The organism is Hamadaea sp. NPDC050747 (assembly GCF_040654195.1).
Lineage (GTDB): Bacteria > Actinomycetota > Actinomycetes > Mycobacteriales > Micromonosporaceae > Hamadaea.
Window position 1 is genome coordinate 365,637 of record NZ_JBFAHM010000008.1, and the last position, 23,374, is coordinate 389,010.

The window sequence follows — 23,374 nt, forward strand, 5'->3', positions numbered from 1 at the left end:
TGAGCTTTCAGTAACGCGTATGTTGCGGCGGACGCTTCGCAGTGATGTGTGCCACCGAGCCCCCGAGGTACGCGATGAATCTCCGCAGGTTGCTGCCGCTTGCCCTGATCCTCCCGATGACCGTGGTGCCACCGTTGCCGGCTCAAGCCGCCGCCGAGCAGCCGGCGCCCGCACAGCTCGCGGCGCCGAAGAGGGCGGAGCAGTTCTACTTCGTCCTGCCCGACCGCTTCGCCAACGGCGACCTGTCCAACGACAAGGGCGGGTACACCGGCGACCGGACGAAGACCGGCTACGACCCGGCGGACAAGGGCTTCTACCACGGTGGCGACCTGCAAGGCGTGATCGACAAGCTGGACTACATCCAGGGCCTCGGCACGACCTCGATCTGGCTCGCGCCGGTCTTCAAGAACCGCCCGGTCCAAGGTGATTCGGCGGGTTACCACGGCTACTGGATCACCGACTTCACCCAGGTCGACCCGCACTTCGGGACGAACGCCGACCTCAAGCGCCTCGTGCAGAAGGCGCACGACCGGGGGATGAAGATCTACCTCGACGTCATCGTCAACCACACCGCCGACGTCCTCCAGTACGCCGAGAACAAGTACGCCTACGTGGACAAGAAGACCAGCCCCTACACCGACGCGCAGGGCCGGTCCTTCGAGGACGCGAACTACGCCGACGGCACGCAGGGTTTCCCGAAGGTCGACGGGACGGCCGGCCCCTACACGCCGGTCTTCGCGACGGCGGCCGACCGTACGGTGAAGAAACCGGCCTGGCTCAACGATCCGTCGATGTACCACAACCGCGGCGACTCGACGTTCTCCGGCGAAAACTCGGCGTACGGGGACTTCTACGGGCTGGACGACCTGTGGACCGAGCGACCCGAGGTCGTCGCCGGGATGACGAAGATCTACCAGGACTGGATCGGGACCACCGGCGTCGACGGGTTCCGGCTCGACACCGTCAAGCACGTCGACATGGCCTTCTGGCCGCAGTTCAGCCAGGGCGTCACGAGCTACGCCAGGGACCACGGCAAACCGAACTTCTTCATGTTCGGCGAGGTCTACAGCGCCGACGCGGCGTACGCGTCGACCTTCGTGCGCCAGGGCAAGCTGCCCGCCACGCTCGACTTCGGCTTCCAGGCCGCCGCGCAGGGCTTCGTCACCGGCGGCAGCGGCCAGGGCCTGGCCGACCTCTACGGGATGGACCCGTACTACACCGCGCCCGGCACCGACGCGAACGCGCTGCCGACCTTCCTCGGCAACCACGACATGGGCCGGATCGGCTCCTTCATTACCAAGTCCGGTGTGGACGCTTCGACCTACCTCGACCGCGACAAGCTCGCCCACGAGTTGATGTTCCTCACCCGCGGGCAGCCGGTCGTCTACTCCGGCGACGAGCAGGGCTTCACCGGCCCTGGCGGCGACAAGGACGCCCGCCAGGACATGTTCGCCAGCAAGACCACCGACTACCTCGACGACGACCTGCTCGGCACCGATCGCACGCACGCTCAGGACAACTACGAGACCACGCATCCGCTCTACCAGACCATCGCGGCCCTCAGCCGGCTCCGCGCGGCTCATCCCGCGTTGGCGACTGGTACGCAGAAAGTCCGCTACGCGGGCGGTGGAGTCTTCGCGTTCAGCCGGGTCGACTCCGGTGAGCAGGTGGAATACCTCGTCGCAATGAACTCGTCGACGCAGGCGCAGACGGTGACCCTGTCGACCTCCTCGGCTCCCGGCACCCGGTTCGGCCAGATCTACCCGAGCCTCGCCGACGGCCCGGCCTCTGACGGGGACGGGCAGGTCACCGTGACCATCCCGCCGCTGTCGTCGGTGGTGCTGCAGGCCTCGAATCAGCTCGGCGTGGTGTCCGGGACGCCGACGATCACCGTCAGCTCGCCCGGTGACGGGGCGAAGGTGCCCACCATCGCCAAGGTCAGCGCCACCGTCGGCAACGCGTCGCCGACCGCGACGGTCAGCTTCTCCGCGCAGGTCGCCGGCGGTCGCTGGCAGGCGCTGGGCACCGCCACGCAGCCGGACGCCGACGGCCGCTACACCGTCTACCACGACCTGACCGGGCTCGGCGGGACGACGCCGATCGCGTACCGGGCGGTCGTGGACAGTGGGGGAGTGAAGGCGAGCGACACGACCCAGATCACGGTGGCCACCCCGGTCCAAGGCGCGCAACGGGAGTACGTCCTCGTCCACTATCGGCGTACGGACGGCGACTATGCCGGCTGGGGTCTCTACAACTGGGGCGACTCCGACTCGTCGTCGCAGCACGATTGGCCGGTGGGGCAGCCGTTCGCCGGGGAGGACTCCTACGGGCGGTTCGCCTGGGTCAAGGTGAGACCGGGGGCGACGAACGTGGGCTTCCTCGTCGTGAACTCCCAAGGCGCCAAGGACGTCGAGGCGGATCGCAGCCTCGACCCCAGCCGCGTCGGCGAGGTCTGGCTCAAACAGGGCGACGCCACGATCTACTCGTCGCCGGCGGCGGCGCTGGGCTACCAGACGATCCACTACCACCGGGCCGACGGGAACTACGCCGGGTGGGGCCTGCACCTGTGGGGCGACGGCCTCGGGATCTCCGTCGACTGGGCCAATCCGATGCCGCCCACCGGGACGGACGCGTTCGGGGCGTACTGGAACGTGCCGCTGACCGACCCCACCAAGGTGGTCAACTTCATCGTCCACAACGGAGACGCCAAGGACCCCGGGGCGGACCAGTCGGTCGACCCGACGCAGGGCGCCGACGCCTTCGTGACCAGCGGCGAGAACGCCGTGTACGCCACCGAAGCGGCCGCCTCGCACGTGGCGGTGCTGCACTACCGGCGGACGAACGGCGACTACACCGGCTGGGGTCTGCACCTCTGGGACGGCGCGGCCGGCCCGACCGACTGGGGCTCGCCGATGCCGCCCACCGGAACGGACGCCTACGGCGCGTACTGGCGAGTGCCGTTGGCCGAGGCGGCCACCGCGCTGAGTTACATCGTGCACAACGGCGACGAGAAGGATCTCCCGGCCGACCAGAAGCTGACCTTCGCCACGAGTGGCAACGAAGTGTGGCTCCAGCAGCAGACGCCGGGATATCTGCGGCCCGGGGTGAAGAGCGCGCCGAAGGACATCGACCTCGGGCACAGTTACGCCCAGTGGATCGACCGGTCCACCATCGTGTGGAACAAGGGCGACACCGACGGCAAGGTCTACGACCTCGTCATCGCCCCGAACGGCGGGTTGGGCGTGGCCGACGGGCGCCTCACCGGCGACTACACCACGATCCGGCTGAGCGCGCGGGCCGACGGGCTCACCGAAGCACAACGCGCCGCCTATCCGCACCTCTGGGCGTACCACTCGTTCGGCTTGAGCGCGGACCTGAAGAAGATCAAGGCCGCGCTGACCGCGCAGCTGGTCGTGACCGAGAGCGACCACGAGGGCAACCTGTTGTCGGCGACCGGCGTGCAGGCGCCGGGCGTCCTCGACGACGTGTACGCCGCCGCGACCGGCGTGAAGCTGGGGCCGGTCCTGACGCGCGACCAGACGCGGATCTCGGTCTGGGCGCCGACTGCCCGCAGCGTCCAGCTTGAGCTGATGGCGACGCCGACCGGTACGCCGACCCTGGTCCCGATGAAGCGGGACGACGCGACCGGTGTCTGGCGGGCGACCGGGCCACTGGCCTGGAAGGGGAAGTTCTACCGGTTCCGGGTGGACGCGTGGCAACCCGCGTCGCATGCCTTCGTCACAGCGAGCGTCACCGATCCCTACTCGCTGGCGCTGGCCGTCAACTCGACCGCCAGCCAGATCGTGTCGCTCAGCGAGCAGAAGCCGGCCGGCTGGGACTCGCTGCGCAAACCCGCGGTGACCGGGCGGCCGCAGATCCAGGAGGTGTCGGTGCGGGACTTCTCCATCACCGATACCACCGTCGCGCCTGCCTCGCGCGGGACGTATCTCGCCTTCGCGGACTCGTCCTCGGCCGGGATGTCGCACTTGCGGGATCTGTCGGCGGCGGGCGTGACGCACCTGCACCTACTGCCGACGTTCGACTTCGCCACCACCCCCGAGGAGCGGTCGGCACAGGCGACCCCGGCTTGTGATCTGGCGTCGCTGCCGGCGGACTCCGACCAGCAGCAGGCCTGCGTGGCGGCGGTACGCGACACCGACGGCTACAACTGGGGCTACGACCCGTTGCACTACACCGTCCCCGAGGGCGGATACGCCGTGTCGCCCGCCGACCGGACGCTGGAATACCGGCGCATGGTGCAGGGCGTGAACAACGCCGGGCTGCGCGTAGTGGCCGACGTCGTCTACAACCACACCTCCGCGTCGGGGGTCGCGCCGGGTTCGATCCTGGACCAGATCGTGCCCGGGTACTACCAGCGGCTGCTCGACGACGGCACGGTGGCGACCTCCACCTGCTGTGCCAACACGGCGCCGGAACACGCCATGATGGGCAAACTCGTGGTCGACTCGGTCGTCACCTGGGCACGTGAGTACAAGGTGGACGGATTCCGGTTCGACCTCATGGGTCACCACCCGCGCGCGAACATCCTCGCCGTGCGTCAGGCGTTGGACGCGCTGACGGTTTCGCACGACGGGGTCGACGGGAAGTCGATCCTGCTCTACGGCGAGGGCTGGGACTTCGGGGAGGTCGCGAACAACGCCCGGTTCGTCCAGGCAACCCAGCGGAACATGGCGGGAACCGGCATCGGCACCTTCACCGACCGGCTGCGCGACGCCGTACGCGGTGGCGGGCCGTTCGACGCGAACCCCGGCATCCAAGGCTTCGCCTCGGGCCTCGGCTCCTCTTCCGACCTGCCCGCGCTCTTGCACGCACAGGATCTGATCCAGCTGGGGCTGGCCGGGAACCTGTCTTCCTACACGTTCCGCGACTCGTCGGGCACGCTCGTGCGCGGCGACCAGGTCTCCTACAACGGAACCCCGGCGGGCTACGCGGCCTCTCCGTCGGAGGCGGTCACCTACGTGGACGCCCACGACAACGAGATCCTGTACGACGCGCTCGCGTACAAGCTGCCGCGGTCCACCTCGGCGGTGGATCGCGCCCGGATGCAGATCCTCGCCCTGTCGACGGTGGCGTTCTCCCAAGGGACCGGGTTCGTGACCTTCGGCTCCGATCGGCTGCGGTCCAAGTCGCTGGACAAGAACTCCTACAACTCCGGCGACTGGTTCAACGCGGTCGAGTGGGACTGCTCGGCGGGCAACGGGTTCGGCCGGGGCCTGCCGCCGGCGGCGGACAACTCCTCGCGCTGGGACTACGCCCGGCCGCTGCTGGCCGATCCAGCGTTGGTGCCGTCCTGCGACGTGATCAACCTGGCCGCGGCCCGGTACGCCGAACTGCTGCGGATCCGGTCGTCCTCGCCGGTGTTCAGCCTGCCGACGGCGGCCGCCGTTCAGGAGCGCGTCTCGTTCCCGGTGTCAGGAACCTCGGCCGCGCAGGCCGGAGTGATCGTGATGTCTCTCGACGCCCGAGGGCTGGATGGCCATTTTGGGCGGTATGTGGTGATCTTCAACAGCAAGGCGGAATCGGTGACGCAGTCGATCCCGGGGCTGACCGGGTCATACGCGCTGCACCCGGTCCTCGCCGGATCCGTGGACGCCTCGCTCCGCTCGGCCTCCGCCGCCGGCTCATCCTTCACAGTTCCGGCGCGATCGGTGACGGTCTTCGTCTCCTGACGCCACTTTGAGCGCCGGCCGCTTTGGGCGCCGGCCGCTGGCCGCCGGCCGCTGGCCGCCTTGGGCGCTGGATCAGGGTTCTCGGTCGAATCTTGGCTGATGATTCGACCGAGAACCCTGATCCAGTGGCGTGTGTCGTACGGGACAAGGCACGCCGGACAGCCGACCGCCGCCGGAGCCTCGACGTCACGGCGGCGGGCGGCGGTCAAGTGTTTATCCGCCGATGTGGATCCACAACGGGCCGATGTGCAAAAGATGGCCCAGACCCACGAACAGTCCGATGAACACGCGAAACACCCCCCACACCTTGAGTGCCTTCGGTTCTGAGCGTAGGCACTTGGTTGATGGTGTGGAGGGCGTTTCGTGAAAAGAGTTCGCGCAGGGAGGTACGCGTACTCCTTCGTGGTGCTTCGTCAGCCGGGCAGACGCGGCCCGGCCTCTCGCTGCTCGGCCAGCCAGGTCTCGACCTCGGCGCTGGTCCGGGGCAGCCCGGCGGACAGGTTGACGGAGCCCTCGGCGGTGACGAGCACGTCGTCCTCGATGCGTACGCCGACGCCGCGCAGTTCCTCGGGCACCAGCTCGTCCTCGGCCTGGAAGTACAGCCCCGGTTCGACGGTCAGGACGTAGCCCTCGTTCAGCTCACCCTTGTTGTAGTGCTCCGCGCGAGCGTTGGCGCAGTCGTGCACGTCGATGCCGAGCATGTGGCCGAAGCCGTGCAGGGTCCACCGGCGGTAGAGCATCGAGTCCTTCTCCATCGCCTCCTCCACCGACACCGGCAGGATGCCCAGGTCGTGCAGACCCTCGGCGAGCACTCGCATGCAGGTCGTGTGCACGTCCGCGAAGTTGACGCCCGGCTTGATGAAGTCCATGCCGGCCTGCTGCGAGGCGTACACGATGTCGTAAACCTGCTTCTGCAACGGCGTGAACCGCCCGTTGACGGGCACCGTGCGGGTCACGTCGGCGGTGTAGAGGTTGCGGTTCTCGACACCCATGTCCATGAGCAGCAGATCGCCGGGCTGCGTACGCCCGTCGTTGCGGATCCAGTGCAGGATCGTGGCGTGGGCGCCGTTGCCGACGATCGACGAGTAGCCGACGTCGTTGCCGTCGTGGCGGGCCCGTAGCCCGAAGACGCCCTCGATGAGGCGCTCGGACACGGCCCGGTCGGCCGGCAGGATGCGGGCGACGTCCTCGAAGCCGCGGACGGTGGCGTCGATGGCGTCCTGCAGCTGCGCGAGCTCCCAGGCGTCCTTGACCAGCTTGTGCTCGGAGATCGTCCAAGCCAGCTCCTGGTCGCGGTCGAGGTCGGTCGCGTTCCACGGCAGCACGGCCGCGTCCACGCCCGGGTCGAACCCACGCAGGACCCGGGTGCCCTTCGCGGTCAGCCCGGCCAGCACCTCGGGCAGATCGGCCAGGTTGGCCGTCTTGACCCCGAGCTCGGCCGCCTTCTCGCTCAGCGTGTGCCGGCGGCCGATCCACAGCTCGCCGTACATGCGGTCTTTGAAGAACTCGTCGGTGTCGCGCGGCGAGCGCGGCCGGACGAACAGCGTGGCCTCGCCGTCGGGGCGGACGATCAGCACGCTCTCCGGGTCGAACTCGCCCGTGAGGTAGAAGAAGTCGCTGCCGGGCCGGTAGTTGTACCCGGTGTCGTTGGCGCGCACCTTCTCGTGGCCGCTCGGGATCACGAGCGTCTCGCCGGGGAAGGCGGCGGCCAGCCGGGCGCGGCGCGCGGCGTAGTTGGGCGCCCCGTCGGTCCCGGTCACCGCCAGCTCCGCGTCCCGCCATCCGGTCCGCATGAACTCGAGGAACTTCTCCGGGTACGCCGGGTCGTGGGTCTGCTGGGTCTTGGTCTTCCCGTTGCCGGCCTCGGTGTCGGCGGCTTCCGGGGTGGCCTGGTCGGCCTCGGTCATGGTGATGTACCTCCCTGTGGTGTTCACCTGGCCTCGACCCTACCCGGATCTTGAACGGCGCATAATCGCCGACCGGATGTCTGCCCGCCGGGGGTTGGCCCGCGCGCGATCATCCGCGTGACAAGATGGTGCCCATGTGCGGGATCCTTGCCTTCTTCAGCGCCACCGGCGACGCGTACCGGCACGAGCAGTCCCTGGCCGGGGCGCTCGAGTGCCTGCACCACCGCGGGCCCGACGAGACCGGCCTGGAGCTGGTCGGCGCGGACGCGATCTTCGCCCACAAGCGGCTGTCGATCATCGACGTGGCCCTGTCCCATGAGCCCATTCACTACCTCAACGGCCGTTATGTCCTGACCTTCAACGGTGAGATCTACAACTACCTGGAGCTGCGCGACGAGCTGGCCAGGGAGTTCGGCGCCGAGTTCGCGACCAACGGCGACGGCGAGGCGGTCGTCGCGGGCTTCCACTACTGGGGCGAGGCGGTCCTCGACCGGCTGCGGGGCATGTTCGCCTTCGTCATCTGGGACCGGCAGGAGCAGCGCGCGTTCGGCGCTCGCGACCCCTTCGGCATCAAGCCGATGCACTACCTCACCACGCCGGACGGGCTCTACCTGGCGAGCGAGAAGAAGGCGTTGTTGCCGTTCGCCCCGTCGGCTGAGGCCGGCGACAACGGGGTCGACACCGCCAATCTGTCGCACTACCTGACCCTGCAATACGTTCCGGAGCCCCGCACCCTGCACAAGGGCATCGCGCGGATCGGCTCGGGGGAGTGCCTGTCGTGGTCGGCCGCCGAGGGAGTGCGTACCCGGCGCTACTACCAGCCGACGTTCCGGCCGACCCCCACCGACAACCCCGAGGCGCTGTACGCGCGGATCCGCGAGACGCTGCGCGAGAGCGTACGCATGCACATGCGCTCGGACGTGCCGGTCGGCGCGTTCCTGTCCAGCGGCATCGACTCCACCGCGGTGGTGGCCCTGGCCCGCGAGTTCAACCCCAACATCCTGACCTTCACGGTCGGCTACGACGTCGACGGCTACTCCGAGATCGACGTCGCCCAGGACTCGGCCCGCCACCTCGACGTCACGACGATCCCGACCAAGATCGGGCCGGCCGAGATGATGGCGGCGCTGCCCAAGATCGTCTGGCACCTGGACGACCCGGTCGCCGACCCCGCCCTCGTGCCGCTCTACTTCGTCGCGAAGAAGGCCGCCGAGCACGTCACCGTGGTCCTGTCCGGCGAAGGCGCCGACGAGTTCTTCGGCGGCTACACGATCTACCGTGAGCCGCTGTCCCTCGCGATGGTCAACGACCTGCCCGACCCGGTGCAGAAGGGTCTCCGGGCCGTCTCGAAGGTCATCCCGCAGGGCGTCAAGGGCAAGAGCTTCCTCGAGCGCGGCACCACCCCGATCGAGGCCCGCTACTACGGCAACGCCCGGATGTTCACCGAGGCCGAGAAGCAGAAGCTGCTGCGGCGCTACGACCCGTCGGTCCGCTACACCGACGTCACCGCGCCGATCTACGCCGAGGTTCCCGACCTCGACGACGTGACCACGATGCAGTACGTCGACCTCTACACCTGGCTGCGCGGCGACATCCTCGTCAAGGCCGACCGCATGTCCATGGCGCACTCGCTCGAACTGCGGGTGCCGTTCCTGGACAAGGAGGTCTTCAACGTGGCCTCGATCATCCCGGTCGACCTGAAGCTGCCGCCGCGGTCGGAGCAGACCAAGTTCGCGATGCGCCAGGCCCTGCAGCAAGTGGTGCCGCCGGCCATCGTCAGCCGGAAGAAGCTGGGCTTCCCGGTGCCCACCCGGGTGTGGCTGGCCGGCGAGATGTACGAGTGGGCGCGGCACGTCATGGCCACCTCCGGCGCGGGCGAGCTGCTCGACCTGGCGTACGCCGACAAGCTGCTCCAGGAGCACAAGGCGGGCACGGCCGACCACTCGCGCAAGATCTGGACCGTGTTGGTCTTCTGCATCTGGCACGCCATCTTCGTGGCACGCACGCTGGATCCGGGGATCGCGCGGAACCAGTCGGCACTGCTTACCAAGCCGGTCGTCGGGTCCATGGTCTCCTGAGCCGTCATGCCCCCCTCGGCTGTCGTCCTCGGTGAAGCACTCGTAGATCTGCTCGAACAGCCGGACGGGAGTTTCCGTCCGGCGGTCGGCGGCGCGCCCCTCAACGTCGCCGTCGGCCTCGCCCGCCTCGGTACGCCCACCCAGCTCGTCACGGGGGTGGGCACCGATCCCTTCGCCGCCTCCGTCCTCGACCTGCTCGTCGGGTCCGGGGTGTCCCCGGTGGCCGTCGCCGCGGTGCCGGGCCCGACGCCGCTGGCCGTGGCCAGCTTTCAAGGCGTGGAGCCGTCGTTCTCGTTCTACGGCTCACTGCCGATCCCCGCGCTCGATCCAGCGGCCGTCGCGGCGGCGTCGGTGCTCTACTGTGGATCGATCGCGCTGCTGAGCCCGTTCGTCGAGGTGGCCCGCGCCGCGTGGGCGATCCCGGGTCCGCAGCGGGTCTTCGACCCCAACCTGCGGCCGTTCCTGCTCGAGCCGTTCGGCGCCGACCGCGTACGCGACATCGTGGAGGAGTTCGCGGCCTCGGCCGACCTCCTGAAACTGTCCGACGCCGACGCCCGGCTGCTCTACCCGGAGCTGTCGCCCATCTCCACGGCGCTCCGGCTGCGGTCGCTCGGGGCGCGTACGGTCGTCGTGACGCTGGGCGCGGCCGGGGCGGTGCTGCTCCGGCCGGACCGGGGAGCGCGCCCGTCCGCGATGGTGGACAGTGCGATCCACTCCACCGACACGGTCATCGGCCTGCCGACGTACTCCGGACCGGTGGTCGACACCACGGGCTGCGGCGACTCCGTCTCGGCCGCTCTGATGCACTGCCTCGCCGCCGGACTGCCGGACGAAGACGCCGCCTGGATCTCGGCGGTCCAGTACGCGCTCCGCGTCGCCGCGTACGTGGCGGCCCGGCCGGGTGGCGCGGTCGCGATGCCCTGGCCGGCCGACGTTCCTCTGGCTGCTTAACGCCACCGCTGGATCAGGGTTCCCGGTCGAATCATGGACTGTGATTCGACCGGGAACCCTGATCCAGCGCTGAACCAGCCAGCGCAAACGTCGCCGGCGCGAAGGGCAAGAGGGTGGGTCAGCGGGTGCTCGAGGGCTGCTCGAGCTCCTCGTAGCCGCGGATCACCGCGTGCCGCGCTTCCTGGAGGCCCCGTTCGCCGAACCGGGTCAGCGTCGTCTTCTGGGCGACCTTCAGCGGGTCGCCGCCGTCGCCGTGGGCCTCGCGGATGAGCCAGGAGAGCTGGCTGAGTTCGCCGTGCTGGGCCCGGACGAAGTCCGGTCCGACGACCGCGCCGTGCCCGGGCACGACCCGGGTCTGCGGGCCGAGCCGGCTCAGCAGCGCGGCCAGGGTGTCCGGCCAGGAGATCGGGAAGGAGTCGCCGAATCCCGGCGGCGCGCCCTCCTCGACCAGGTCGCCCGCGACGACGAGATCGGCGTCGGGCACTTCGACGACGAGGTCGCCGATCGTGTGACCGCGCCCGAGATGCCGGAGGACGACCTGGCGTCCACCGACGTCGAGGCTGGTCTCTCCGTGGACGATCTGATCCGGCGGCCGGATCACGCACTGGCCGAGCGCGTCGGCGAAGGCGAGATCCTGCGGGAGGAGCTCCTCATACCACTCTCGTTGCAGGACCGTGCCCTTGTCGCGAAGTAGTGCGGCCGCCTCCTCGTGGGCGAAGATCGGCGCGTCCCGGGGCGGCTGCCCGCCGCCGGTGCCGTCGGCCACCACGGCGTTGCCGAACGCGTGGTCGTAGTGGTGGTGCGTGTTGACGACGGCCAGCGGTTCGCCGGTGACGCCGCGTATCGCGGTCAGCAGCTCGCGAGCCTGCCCGTCATGGGACAGGGTGTCGATCAGCAGCGCCTGTCCGTCGCCCACGACGAGGGTCACGTTGACGTTCACGATCGGTTCGACGGCGACGAGGACCCGGTCGGCGATCTCGGTGAAGGCGATCATCCGGCGGCCCCGTCGAGGGCGTCGGTCGCCTTCGCGATGAACCGCTGCCGGTCCACCAGAATGCGCTCGACCCGCCCGTCGGCCACGACGAGATCCTCGTCGCGTACGGTGATGTCGAAGATCAACCGTCGACCGTCCACCTTGACCAGTTGAGCGTGGGCGACGACGGTGCGGCCCACCGCGGTCGGCGAACGATGATCCAGCTCGGCGCGTACGCCGACGGTCGTCGCGTCGGCCGGAAGGTGCCGTGCGGTCGCGGCGACGGTGGCCGCCTCCGCGAGGGCGAGCACCCTCGGCGTACCGAGCACCGGCACGTCGCCGGAGCCCAGTGCCTGCGCGGTGTCGGCGTCCGAGACGCGAAGCTGCACCCGGGCGGTCAGTCCGGCGGCCAGGGAGTGCTCCATGGGCTCACTCTAGGCAACGAACCCGACGCGGGCCACTCTCGGCGCATAATTCCCACAATCACGGGGGAAGGTGGGCGACTGGCGATATGACCGACTGAGGGGACTCGCCTATGCTCGGCACGATGCGATCGCAGGAGATGGCACCCCCGGCGCAAGCCGCGCCTCCGGCACAGACTCCCCTCGAAACGCACGTTTCCCGCGAAACGCACCCTCCGAAACCGCCGCGAAAACCACGGCTTCGCATTCTGGACGGGCTTCGTCTGCTGGCCGCGCTCGCCGTGGTGGGCTGGCACCTCATCGCGGCTCCGACGGCAGGCTGGGCCGAGGACGGCGTACGCGACTTCGGGCCGTTCGCGGCGATCGCCCGGTACGGCTGGCTCGGCGTCGAGCTGTTCTTCCTCATCTCCGGCTTCGTCATCTGCATGAGCAGTTGGGGACGGCGGGTCGGCGACTTCGCGGCTTCCCGCGTCGTACGCCTCTATCCCGCGTACTGGCTGGCGGTGCTGGCCTCGGCCGCGGTGCTGGCGTTGTTCGGCGCGCGCGAGGTGACCTGGCCGCAGACGGCGGCGAACCTGACGATGTTGCAGAATCCGCTGGGCGTGCCCGACGTCGACCCGTCGTACTGGACGCTCGCCGTGGAACTGCGGTTCTACCTGCTCTTCGCCATCGTGGTGGCGCTCGGCGTGACCTACCGCCGGGTGGTCTACTTCTGCGTGATCTGGCTGGCCGTCTCGGTCTTCGTCGCCGGGCAGCCCTGGCTGGCCTGGCTGATCTCGGCCGAGAACGTGCCCTACTTCGTGGCGGGCATGGCGCTGTTCCTGGTCCACCGGTTCGGCGGCACGCCGCTGCTGTGGGGGATCGTGACGGCGAGCTGGCTGGTCGCGCTGTACCGGGTGGACTCCCACCTGACCGCCGCCCTCGGCGAGCACGGGCCGGCCGAGTGGATTCCCGCCGGGCTCATCGTGACCGGGTTCTTCGCCCTGATGAGCCTGATCGCGGCGGGGTTCGGCAGCCGGATCGGCTGGCCGTGGCTGGTCACCGCGGGTGCGCTGACCTATCCGCTCTATCTGCTGCACCAGACGTTGGGCGTGACGATGATCGGCCGGCTCCGTGGGCACGTGCCGGGGTGGCTGCTCTTGATCGCCCTGGTCGCCGCGCTCCTGGGGCTGGCCTGGCTCGTGCATCGTTACGTCGAGCGACCGCTCGCGGCGTGGCTCAAGCGCGCCGCGACGTCCTCCCTGGTGGCGATGCGCAGCGCTCGCTGAGCGCGGGGAACGTCGGTTACGGGGAGTATCCTTCTGCCGATGGAATCCCAGCCCGCGGAGATGGACGGCCTCTTCGCCATCCCCACGACGCCCGGCCCCGGCGGTCCTGTCGCCGGGTTCGCCGAGCCCGGCCCGGACGCGCCGCTGGCCGTCCGGATGCGCCCGGCGAGCGTCGACGAGCTGGTGGGACAAGATCATCTGCTGGCGGCGGGCGCTCCGCTGCGGCGGCTCGTCGGCGGCGGCGCCCCGATGTCGGTGATCCTCTGGGGCCCGCCCGGCAGCGGCAAGACCACGATCGCGCACCTGGTCGCCCGGGCGAGTGAGCGGCACTTCGTCGCCATGTCCGCGCTGACCGCCGGGGTGAAGGACGTCCGAGCCGAGATCGACGCCGCTCGCAATCGCCGCCGCCGGGGCGGCCCCGCCACCGTCCTCTTCCTCGACGAGGTGCACCGTTTCTCCAAGGCGCAGCAGGATTCGCTGCTCGCGGCGGTCGAGGACCGCACGATCACGTTGCTCGCGGCCACCACGGAGAACCCGTACTTCTCGGTCATCTCGCCGCTGCTGTCGCGCTGCGTACTGCTCACGCTGAAGCCCCTGGACGACGACGGCGTCCGCGCTCTGGTGCGGCGCGCGACCGCCGATGAGCGTGGCCTGGGCGGTGCCGTCACGCTCGCGTCCGACGCGGAAGATCATCTGGTACGCCTCGCCGGCGGTGACGTCCGGAAAGCGCTGACGGCGCTGGAGGCGGCGGCCGGGTCGGCCGCGGAGCTGGGCGTGACCGAGATCGACCTGGCGCTGGCCGAGAAGGCCGTCGACACCGCGGCGTTGCGCTACGACCGGGCCGGTGACGAGCACTATGACGTCGTGAGCGCGTTCATCAAGAGCATGCGCGGCTCCGACGTCGACGCCGCGCTGCACTATCTGGCTCGCATGCTCGTCGCGGGCGAGGACGCCCGGTTCATCGCCCGGCGCATGATCATCTTCGCCTCCGAGGACGTCGGCATGGCCGATCCGACGGCGCTGATGGTGGCGACCGCCGCGGCCAACGCCGTCGAGTTCGTCGGCCTGCCGGAAGCGCAGCTCAACTTGTCGCAAGCCGTCATCCATCTGGCGACCGCGCCGAAGTCCAACTCGGCCACGACGGCGATCGGCAAAGCGATGGCCGACGTACGCGCAGGCCAGGCCGGCAGCGTCCCCAAGCATCTCCGCGACGCCCACTATCGCGGGGCAGCCGGGCTCGGCCACGGTTCCGGCTACCGCTATCCGCACGACGACCCCCGGGGTGTCGTGACCCAGCAATACGCCCCGGACGCGATCGCCCGGACCGACTACTACGAGCCGACCGATCACGGCGCGGAGCGCGCCGTCGCCGCCCGGCTGCCCAAACTCCGTTCGGTGGTACGCGGTGTGCCGCTGCCGCCGTCCGACCGGCACAATGGCGCGAACGCCGGTCCGGTGCCCGAACCGGACCAGACCTCAGCTGACCGAGGACCGGAGAAGGGGGAGGGGCGGTAGATGGCGCGCGACGCGGAGCGACCCGACGACGGCCGGGGCCGTCGCAAAGGCCGCGGTGGCGAGCCGCAGGAAGTGCCCCAGGAGGAGACCGGCTGGCTCGACGACCTGCGGCACGCCAAGGAGGCCAAGGTCGACATCGGCCCAGGTGGTGCCGCCGCCGGCCCGGGGGAGAAGACCCGGGGCGGCTCCGGAGACTCCCGGTGGGCCGCCTTGCGGGGCGAGTCCGGGCCGGCCGCTGCCGGCGGACCGCCCGCTGCCGGCGGACCGCCCGCCGCGCCCGCTGGTCCGGCTCCGGCCGGTCCCCAGCCGGCCATGCCCGGGTCGCCGGTCGCCCGCCGCCGGAGCGAGGACGCACCCCCACCGCCCCCGCCCGTTCGACGCCGGGCGGAGGAGCCGTCCGGTGAGCCCACCTTCGGTGGTGGCCGCCGTCGCGCCGACGAACCCGCGGGTGAGCCCACGTTCGGCGGTGGCCGGCGCCGGGCCGAGGAGCCGTCCGGTGATGTGATGGGCGGCCGTCGCCGCGCTGAGGAACCGGTGTCCGGCGGGCATCGCCGGGACGACGATCCCGCGGGTGAGCCCACGTTCGGCGGTGGCTTCCGCCGGGGCGAGGAGCCGTCGGGCGACGTGATGGCCGGACGCCGTCGCGCGGAGGAGCCGACCGGTGGCTTCCGCCGGGGCGAGGAGCCGTCGGGCGACGTGATGGCCGGACGCCGTCGCGCGGAGGAGCCGACCGGTGGCTTCCGCCGGGGCGACGAGCCGTCCGGCGACGTGATGGCGGGCGGCCGTCGTCGCGCCGAGGACACGCCTCCGGCAGCGCCGGCGGGCCGGCGTCGAGCCGAGGACACGCCTCCGCCTCCGCCCGCCGGTCGTCGCCGGGCGGACGAACCGGCGGAGGAACCGACGTTCGGCGGTGGCCGCAGGCGCGCGCCCGAAGCCGCAGAGCCCCCTCGAGCGGGCCACCGGCGCGACGAACGCCCGGCGCCGCCGTCCGGTCCACTCTCGACTCCCCGGGCCGAGCCGCCCGCCGACGGGCCGAGCGCGCCCGCCGGCCCGCCGCCGCCCGGTCGCCGGGCCGGCGCGCTCGGCGAGCGTTTCGTGCCATTGGGCCGTCGCGACCCATCAGGTCCGGCCGAGCCCCCGCCCGCCGGACGGGGTGGCCCCGCGACTGGTGGCCCGACTGCTGCGGGCGTAGCCGGTCCGGCCGGCCCGACCGCGCCGGGTCGTGGCGGCGCACCGGGTGAGCCGCGTGGGGCGGATCGTCCCCGCGACGGCGAGCCCGGTGCTCGAGGAGCCGGTCCCGGCGCCCCGGGCGGCCCCGGTCGAGGCGGCCCCGCCGCGGGTACGCCCACCGGCCGTCCCACCTCCGGCCCCGGTGGCGGCCTCGGCGCTCCTCCTGGTGGCGCCGCGGTGCCGCCCGCCGGCCGCGGCGGTGCTCCGGGCGGCCCCGGTGCCGGTGGCGGAGTCGGCAGTCCGGTCGCGCCGGGTCGTGGTGGCGTACCGGGCGGGCCGCGTGGCGATCAGCCCGGCGGACCCGGTCGCGCGAGTGCTCCGGGTGCCGGTGGTGCGCCCGGCAGTCCGGTTGCTCCCGGGCGCGGTGCTCCCGGTGCCGGTGGTGGACTCGGTAGCCCCGTTGCTCCGGGGCGTGGTGGCGTACCTGCTGGTGGACTCGGTAGCCCCGTTGCTCCGGGGCGTGGTGGCGTACCTGCTGGTGGACCCGGTAGCCCGGTCGCTCCCGGGCGTGGCGGCGTACCCGTCGGCCCGCGAGGGCCGCGCGACGGCGAACCCGGCGGCCCTGGTCGCGCGCCTGCTGGTGGGCCGGTCGCACCGGGACGCCCCGGCGGACCCGGCGTCGGCGGCCCGGCCGGACCTGGCCGTGGACCCGGTGGTCTCCGGGCCGGCGCACCGCCCATGCCGGGTGGACCCGGCGGCCCCGCGATGCCGCCCGGTGCGATGCCTCCAGGCGGGATGCCGCCCGGCGGGATGCCGCCCGGGATGGGCGGACCTGGCGCTCCGATGCGGCCCGGTGATCCCGACGACTTCGGCTTGGACGGCCCGCCGCGTCCCCGATCCGCGAAGTCCGGCCTGCAGGCCGGCGTGGGCGCGATCCGGGACGCCCGGTCGGAGCTGCGTAAACGAATGCGGGAGCGCCAGCGTCTGCGGATGCTGACCCTCATGGCGGTCGTCGTGACCGTGCTCGGCGCGCTGCCGCTGTACCTGCTGGTGCAGGCGGCGACCCGCGACCCGGTGTTCACCTCGCTCGACGCGCTCGACGTGCCGTCCTGGGCCGCGACCAGCCACGCCGACGAGGTCGACGGCAGCCGGTGGTGCGTCATCGAATGCCGTTACCGCGAGCGGGACGTGTCGTCGCAGAAGTCGCCCGACGAGACCAACACCGCTTACGTGCAGGCCTTGCAGGACGCCGGATGGCAGCGCTGGAAGGTGCCGGACTGCCCGATGCAGACGGCCGGGGTCACAGTGGAGGGCCACTACACCTGCTGGCGCAAGGACGAGTACACACTCGACCTTTGGGTAAGGAACAAGCCGTGCACCGACGAGTTGCTGCGCAACCGGCCGACGGTCGCGCCGGACCCGTCGGGATCGACGGCCGCCTCGCCCGCTCCGCAGGACTGCAGCGGTTCGCTGGTGTCGTTCAAGGTTTACAACGCCATCGCCGACGACCGGCTGAACCGGACCGGCGCCGACGCGACCGCCTCCCCCGGGCCCTAGCCGTCCGAGATCAGCGGGGCGCAAGGGGCGCAACGCGGCCGAAAAGGTAAGGTCTGCACGTCGGGCTGAGTCGAGGGAGGCCGCGCCATGCGTGGTTGGGAGATCGCGGCGTTGGTCGCCGCGGGGGCGTTCGCGGTGCTGATGCTCGCATTGGTCGTGCCCGTGCTGCGGCTGCGGCACACCATCGACGCCGCGACGCAGACCCTGAAGGATGTTCAGGTCCGCACAGGTCCGCTGCTCGACGAGGTGCACGGCACGGTGGACAACGTGAACACCGCGCTCGGCCAGGTCCAGGTCACCCTGGACGGGGTGAACGTGCAGCTCGCCCGGGTCGACACCATGACGCAGCACGCCCAGGCCGCCACCGCCAACGTGGCCAACCTGGTCGGCGTCGTCTCGGCCGCGGCGTCGAGCCCGCTGGTCAAGGCGGCCGCGTTCAGCTACGGCCTGCGCCGCGCCAACTCCGCGCGCCGCCAGGCCGACGACGAGAAGGCAGTCCGCGCGACGCTCAAGGCGCAGCGCAAGGCCGCGAGGGGGCGGTAGTGGTGAAGCGGCTGCTCTGGCTGGGCGCGGGGCTGGCCATCGGGGCCTTGGTCGTACGCGCGGTGAGCAAGCGCATGCAGCGGCTGACGCCCGGTGGCATCGCCGAGAGCGTGTCCTCCTCGATCGGCGGGATCGGGGAGACCGTGCGCGAGTTCGTGGAGGACGTCCGCGACGGCATGGCCGAGCGGGAAGATGAGATACACCGGGCGTTCGCCGACGGCGTGGCGCTCGACGACGCCACGGCCCTGCCCTGGGCTCGCGGGGTCGGGGAGAAGTTCTATTCGAGCCAGTACTTCAGAGAACAGCAGGAAGGTGACACAAGCCGATGAGAACCGCCGAGGTCAAGCGCCGGTTCCTGGCCCACTTCGAGGCGAACGGTCACACGGTGGTGCCCAGCGCCCCGTTGCCCGCCATCGACGATCCGAACCTGTTGTTCATCAACGCCGGCATGGTGCAGTTCGTGCCGTACTTCCTCGGCCAGCAGCCCGCGCCGTTCAAGCGCGCCGTCAGCGTCCAGAAGTGCATCCGGACGCCGGACATCGACGAGGTCGGCAAGACCAGCCGGCACGGCACGTTCTTCCAGATGAACGGCAACTTCTCCTTCGGCGACTACTTCAAGGCCGAGGCGATCAAGCTGTCCTGGGAGCTGATCACCAACCCGATCGAGGCCGGCGGGTTCGGCCTCGACCCGGAGAAGATCTGGGCGACCGTCTACCTCGACGACGACGAGTCCATCGACTACTGGCGCGGCGTCGGGCTGCCGGCCGAGCGGATCGTCCGCCGGGGCAAGGCCGACAACTTCTGGTCGATGGGCATCCCTGGCCCGTGCGGCCCCTGCTCGGAGATCTACGTCGACCGCGGTCCGGCATACGGGCGGGAGGGCGGTCCGGCCGTCGACGAGGACCGCTACATGGAGATCTGGAACAACGTCTTCATGCAGTTCGAGCGCGGCCCGGGCACCGACAAGGAGAACTACCCGATCCTGGGCGAGCTGCCGGCGAAGAACATCGACACCGGCATGGGCCTGGAGCGGATGGCCTCGATCATGCAGGGTGTCGACAACCTCTACGAGATCGACGAGGTCCGCCCGCTGATCGACAAGGCGTGCGAGATGACCGGCAAGCGGTACAACGTCACGCACACCCACACCGCCAGCGAGTCGCACCCCGACGACGTCCGGCTGCGCGTCATCGCCGACCACGTACGCACGGCGCTGATGCTGATCGGCGACGGGGTCACCCCGTCCAACGAGGGCCGGGGCTACGTGCTGCGCCGCATCATGCGGCGATCCATCCGGGCCATGCGTCTGCTGGGCTGGCAGGAGCCGGCCCTGCCGCAGCTGCTGCCGGTGGCGCGCGACTGCATGTCCCCGTCCTACCCCGAGCTGGCCACCGACTTCGAGCGCATCTCGCAGTACGCGTACGCGGAGGAGGACGCGTTCCTGTCGACCCTGCGGGCCGGCACGACGATCCTCGACACCGCGATCGCGGAGACGAAGCAGGCCAGCGGCGGCACGCTGTCCGGCGACAAGGCGTTCCAGCTGCACGACACGTACGGCTTCCCGATCGACTTGACCCTGGAGATCGCGGCCGAGCAGGGCCTGTCGGTGGACACCGACGGCTTCCGGTCGCTGATGGCCGAGCAGCGTAAGCGGGCCAAGGCCGACGCCCAGGCGCGCAAGACGGGGCATGCCGACCTGTCGGCGTACCGGGGTTCGCTGGAGTCGGGCGGCGAGGTTCAGTTCACCGGGTACGCCGAGATCGCCCGCGAGTCGCGCGTACGCAGTCTGCTGACGCCGGCCGGTGAGGCGCTGACGGTGGCCGGCGAGGGCGACCTGATCGAGCTGGTGCTCGACACCACCCCGTTCTACGCCGAGGGCGGCGGTCAGCAGGCCGACACCGGATACATCACCGTCGGCTCGGGGCGGGTGCAGGTCCTCGACGTGCAGAAGCCGATCCCGGGTCTGATCGTGCACAAGGTCAAGGTGCTGTCCGGCGAGGTCCGGGCGGGCGAGGCCGGCTTCGCCGAGATCGACATCACCCGCCGCAAGGCGATCTCGCGGGCGCACACGGCGACCCACCTGGTGCACCAGACGATGCGGAACTTCCTCGGCGAGGCGGCGACCCAGGCCGGTTCGCTCAACGCCCCCGGCCGGCTGCGGTTCGACTTCAACACTCCGGGCGCGGTGCCCGGCAGCGTTCTGGTGGACGTCGAGCAGAAGATCAACGAGGTCCTGCTGGAGGACCTGGAGGTCCGGGCGTTCCTGACCTCGCAGGCCGAGGCGCGGGCGATGGGCGCGATGGCCCTGTTCGGCGAGAAGTACGGCGACGTCGTGCGAGTCGTCGAGGTCGGCGACTACGCCCGCGAGCTGTGCGGCGGTACGCACACCGAGCGCTCCGGCCAGCTGGGTCTGGTGAAGATCCTCTCCGAGTCGTCCATCGGCTCCGGCGTACGCCGGGTGGAGGCGCTCGTCGGCCTGGACGCGTTCAGCTATCTCGCCAAGGAGCACCTGCTGGTGTCGCGGCTGGCCGAGCTGTACCGGGTGCCGAACGACCAGGTCGCCGACCGGGTCGAGCAGACGGTGGCGCAGCTGCGCGACGCCGAGCGGGAACTCGAGAAGATGCGGGCGCAGATGGTGCTGGCCGGGGCGGCGTCGCTGGCCGGTTCGGCGACCGACCTCGGCGGCGTGGCCTTCGTCGGCACCGAGGCCCCCGAGGGCGCAGCTGCCAACGACGTACGCACGCTGGCCCAGGAGGTCCGCGGGAAGATCGCGGCCGACCGGCCGGGCGTGGTCGCCGTGGCGGCCCGCGCCAACGGCAAGGCGTCGCTGATCGTCGCGGTCAACGGGGCCGCCCGCGCCCGTGGCTTCGACGCCTCGGCGCTCGTCAAGGGCGCGCTGTCGGGACGGGGTGGTGGCAACGCCGACCTCGCCCAGGGCGGTGGCCTGCCGGCCGAGGAGGCGCCGAAGCTGCTCGCCGCCGTCGAGGACGCGGTCCGGCAGGCCGCGTGACGTCTCCGTGGGTCCGGGGCGTACGCCTCGGCATCGACGTGGGTTCGGTACGCGTCGGGGTCGCCAAGTGCGACCCCGACGGCATCCTCGCCACCCCTCTCCTCACCCTCGCCCGGGACAACTCGGTCGACGTCTCGGTCCTCGACACCGCCGGGATCCGGTCCGCCACTGTGGGCGTACCGGCTGATATCGCTGAGATCGCGCGCCTCGTGACTGAACATGACAGCGTAGAGGTGGTCGTGGGTTTACCAGTGAACCTTGCGGGAATGGAAGGTCCGGCCGCGAAAAAGGTTCGCGATTATGTCCGGGTTTTGGCCGAAGTCATCGCTCCCGTGCCAATTGTCATGGCGGACGAGAGGATGTCAACCGTTACGGCAGCCCGTAGGCTCTCCGATCGAGGCGTGAAGGGAAAACGCCAGCGAGCCGTCGTGGATCAGGCGGCCGCCGTAGAGATCCTGCAGCACTACCTGGAGAGTCGACGGAGGCAAGGATGATCGACGACCTGAACCTCGACTTCGAGGATCATGATCGCGGTCGTGGCCGGCGCCGACGGACCGAGCGCTGGGACAGTGGCGCCGAATCCCGCCGGCCGGACGCGCGTCAAGACCAGTGGCAGCAGCAGGGTGGTTGGGCTGGTTCCGGCGCGCAGTCGCGTGGTGGCTATGAGCCCCGGTACGACACTGACCCCCGCCACGACAGCGATCCTCGGTACGACACGGGCGCACAGCGTGGCTACGACCCCCGCTACGACCAGGACCCGCGCTACGCGCCGGATCCCCGGTACGCCCCGGATCCCCGCTACGACACCGGCGGGCAACGCGGCTACGACCCCCGTTACGGGCAAGAGCCCCGGTACGACGCCGACCCCCGGTACGACACCGGTTCGCAAGGTGGCTACGACCCGCGCTACGACGGTGAGCCCCGCTACGAGCCCGATCCCCGATACGACACCGGGTCGCGGGCGTACCGCAAGCTCGACGACCGCTACGACACCGGTTCCCGGCGCGGCGGCTTCCTCGAAGAGGGCTACGACGCCGACGGCCCCGGTCTCCTGCCCGGCGGCGGCGACTATCGCGACGACGACGACGGCGGCAAACGCCGCCCGCGCAAGACGAAGAAGAAGCGCCGGGGCCGCAGCTTCCTCGCCCTCTTCATGACGCTGCTCCTGCTCGGCGCGCTCGGCGGCGGCGCCTACCTGGCGTACGACAAGGTCGCGGGCTACTTCCTGACGCCCGACTACGACGGCGACGGCACCGCCGAGACGGTGATGATCGAGGTCAAGGACGGTCAGCTGCTCGGCGACATCGCCAACACGCTCGTGGCAGCGGATGTCGTGAAGAGCTACAAGGCGTTCGTCTCGGCCGCCGAAGCCGAACCGAAGGCCAAGAACATCCAGGCCGGGTTCTACAACATGCACAAGCAGATGAGCGGCAAGGCCGCCGTCGCCGCGATGCTCGACCCCAAGAACCGCAACGTCCATCAGGTGACCATCGCCGAGGGCATGATCAGCATCGACATCTACGCGTTGCTGTCCAAGGAACTGAAGATCCCGGTCGAGGACTTCAAGAAGGCGGCCGCGAACCCGAAGGCACTGGGCATCCCGGACTGGTGGTTCGTCCGCAAGGACGGCAAGAAGGCCGCCACCGGCGTCGGCGCGATCGAGGGCTTCCTGTTCCCGGAGACGTACGCGTTCCCGCCGAACGCGACAGCCGAGTCGGCGCTGAAGTTGATGGTGAGCCACTTCCTCACTGTCACCGGGGAGATGGGCTTCGCCGAGAACGTCCAGAAGAACCTCGCCATCTCGCCCTACGAGGCGCTCATCGCCGCCTCGATCGGACAGAAGGAGATCATGTTCGACAAGGATCTCCCGAAGGTGGCCCGGGTGCTCTACAACCGGGCGTACAAGGACTTCCCGTGCAACTGCCTGCAGGTCGACAGCGCGGTCAACTACTGGCTGCGGATCTCGGGCAAGAAGGCGAAGGACTCGAACGACATCACCACCGCCGAACAGATGGACACCAAGAGCCCCTATCGGACGCACGTCAACGGCAGCACGCCGCCGGCGAAGGGCATGCCGGCCGGGCCTATCTCCAACCCGGGCAAGGCCGCTCTGCAAGGGGCGATGGCGCCGGCCGCCGGAAACTGGACCTACTTCATGTCGATCGACAAGAAGGGCACCATGGGCTACGCGCACTCTCAGACGGAGTTCGACGCCCTCATCAGGACAGCCTGCAAGAACGGCGTGCTGTACGGCGACCTCTGTACGTGACGTGATACGCGAATGAGCCCG

16 protein-coding genes are annotated in these 23,374 nt (G+C 70.4%); 12 read left to right on the forward strand and 4 right to left on the reverse strand.

The genetic code is table 11. The features are described 5' to 3' along the window. The first annotated feature begins 74 nt into the window (after window positions 1–74). Window positions 75–5,690, forward strand: coding sequence for a pullulanase-type alpha-1,6-glucosidase (gene pulA / locus AB0H43_RS21470; RefSeq protein WP_360001536.1), 5,616 nt, complete (start codon window positions 75–77; stop codon window positions 5,688–5,690). Window positions 5,691–6,103: 413 nt separating this feature from the next. Here the strand turns inward: pulA and AB0H43_RS21475 are convergent, their stop codons facing one another. Further along, a complete protein-coding gene (locus AB0H43_RS21475; protein WP_360001538.1) occupies window positions 6,104–7,597 on the reverse strand; it encodes an aminopeptidase P family protein in 1,494 nt (497 codons plus the stop codon). 134 nt (window positions 7,598–7,731) lie between these two features. Between AB0H43_RS21475 and asnB the strand changes: the two genes are divergently transcribed. Continuing rightward, the gene (gene asnB, locus AB0H43_RS21480; protein WP_360001540.1) at window positions 7,732–9,675 is read left to right on the forward strand and encodes an asparagine synthase (glutamine-hydrolyzing); all 1,944 of its coding nucleotides are present in this window, start codon (window positions 7,732–7,734) and stop codon (window positions 9,673–9,675) included. 6 nt (window positions 9,676–9,681) lie between these two features. Then, complete coding sequence (locus tag AB0H43_RS21485) at window positions 9,682–10,626, forward strand: PfkB family carbohydrate kinase (RefSeq protein ID WP_360001542.1); 945 nt, start codon at window positions 9,682–9,684, stop codon at window positions 10,624–10,626. A gap of 118 nt (window positions 10,627–10,744) precedes the next feature. Here the strand turns inward: AB0H43_RS21485 and AB0H43_RS21490 are convergent, their stop codons facing one another. Continuing rightward, window positions 10,745–11,620, reverse strand: coding sequence for an MBL fold metallo-hydrolase (locus AB0H43_RS21490; protein ID WP_360001544.1), 876 nt, complete (start codon window positions 11,618–11,620; stop codon window positions 10,745–10,747). Further along, window positions 11,617–12,024, reverse strand: coding sequence for a hotdog domain-containing protein (locus AB0H43_RS21495; protein WP_360001546.1), 408 nt, complete (start codon window positions 12,022–12,024; stop codon window positions 11,617–11,619). Before AB0H43_RS21495 ends, AB0H43_RS21490 begins: the two co-directional genes overlap by 4 nt. A 122-nt stretch (window positions 12,025–12,146) precedes the next feature. Here AB0H43_RS21495 and AB0H43_RS21500 point away from each other — a divergent pair, with 122 nt between their 5' ends. After that, window positions 12,147–13,289 carry an acyltransferase gene (locus AB0H43_RS21500; RefSeq protein WP_360001547.1) on the forward strand — a complete coding sequence of 381 codons (1,143 nt, stop codon included), beginning with the start codon at window positions 12,147–12,149 and terminating at the stop codon, window positions 13,287–13,289. Window positions 13,290–13,328: 39 nt separating this feature from the next. After that, window positions 13,329–14,804, forward strand: a complete 1,476-nt coding sequence (locus AB0H43_RS21505; protein ID WP_360001549.1) for a replication-associated recombination protein A — start codon at window positions 13,329–13,331, stop codon at window positions 14,802–14,804. Here AB0H43_RS21505 and AB0H43_RS21510 read toward each other — a convergent pair. Beyond that, window positions 14,766–15,764 carry a hypothetical protein gene (locus AB0H43_RS21510; protein ID WP_360001551.1) on the reverse strand — a complete coding sequence of 333 codons (999 nt, stop codon included), beginning with the start codon at window positions 15,762–15,764 and terminating at the stop codon, window positions 14,766–14,768. The genes AB0H43_RS21505 and AB0H43_RS21510 overlap by 39 nt on opposite strands. A 286-nt stretch (window positions 15,765–16,050) precedes the next feature. Here AB0H43_RS21510 and AB0H43_RS21515 point away from each other — a divergent pair, with 286 nt between their 5' ends. The 7 genes from AB0H43_RS21515 (at window position 16,051) to mltG (ending at window position 23,353) form a co-directional block, all read left to right on the forward strand. Beyond that, window positions 16,051–16,971 (forward strand): hypothetical protein, encoded by a 921-nt coding sequence (locus tag AB0H43_RS21515; protein ID WP_360001553.1) that lies wholly within the window; start codon window positions 16,051–16,053, stop codon window positions 16,969–16,971. Next, entirely contained in the window at window positions 16,965–17,531 is a 567-nt protein-coding gene (locus AB0H43_RS21520; protein ID WP_360001555.1) for a hypothetical protein, read from the forward strand. Before AB0H43_RS21515 ends, AB0H43_RS21520 begins: the two co-directional genes overlap by 7 nt. A gap of 87 nt (window positions 17,532–17,618) precedes the next feature. Beyond that, window positions 17,619–18,074, forward strand: coding sequence for a DUF948 domain-containing protein (locus AB0H43_RS21525; protein ID WP_253762196.1), 456 nt, complete (start codon window positions 17,619–17,621; stop codon window positions 18,072–18,074). 2 nt (window positions 18,075–18,076) lie between these two features. After that, window positions 18,077–18,403: a hypothetical protein gene (locus AB0H43_RS21530; protein WP_360001700.1), complete on the forward strand. Its 327-nt coding sequence runs from the start codon at window positions 18,077–18,079 to the stop codon at window positions 18,401–18,403. Further along, window positions 18,400–21,084: an alanine--tRNA ligase gene (gene alaS, locus AB0H43_RS21535; RefSeq protein ID WP_360001557.1), complete on the forward strand. Its 2,685-nt coding sequence runs from the start codon at window positions 18,400–18,402 to the stop codon at window positions 21,082–21,084. Before AB0H43_RS21530 ends, alaS begins: the two co-directional genes overlap by 4 nt. Further along, entirely contained in the window at window positions 21,081–21,578 is a 498-nt protein-coding gene (ruvX, locus tag AB0H43_RS21540) for a Holliday junction resolvase RuvX (protein ID WP_360001559.1), read from the forward strand. Before alaS ends, ruvX begins: the two co-directional genes overlap by 4 nt. After that, window positions 21,575–23,353: an endolytic transglycosylase MltG gene (gene mltG / locus AB0H43_RS21545; protein WP_360001561.1), complete on the forward strand. Its 1,779-nt coding sequence runs from the start codon at window positions 21,575–21,577 to the stop codon at window positions 23,351–23,353. The genes ruvX and mltG overlap by 4 nt, the downstream gene beginning before the upstream one ends. Window positions 23,354–23,374: the final 21 nt, after the last annotated feature.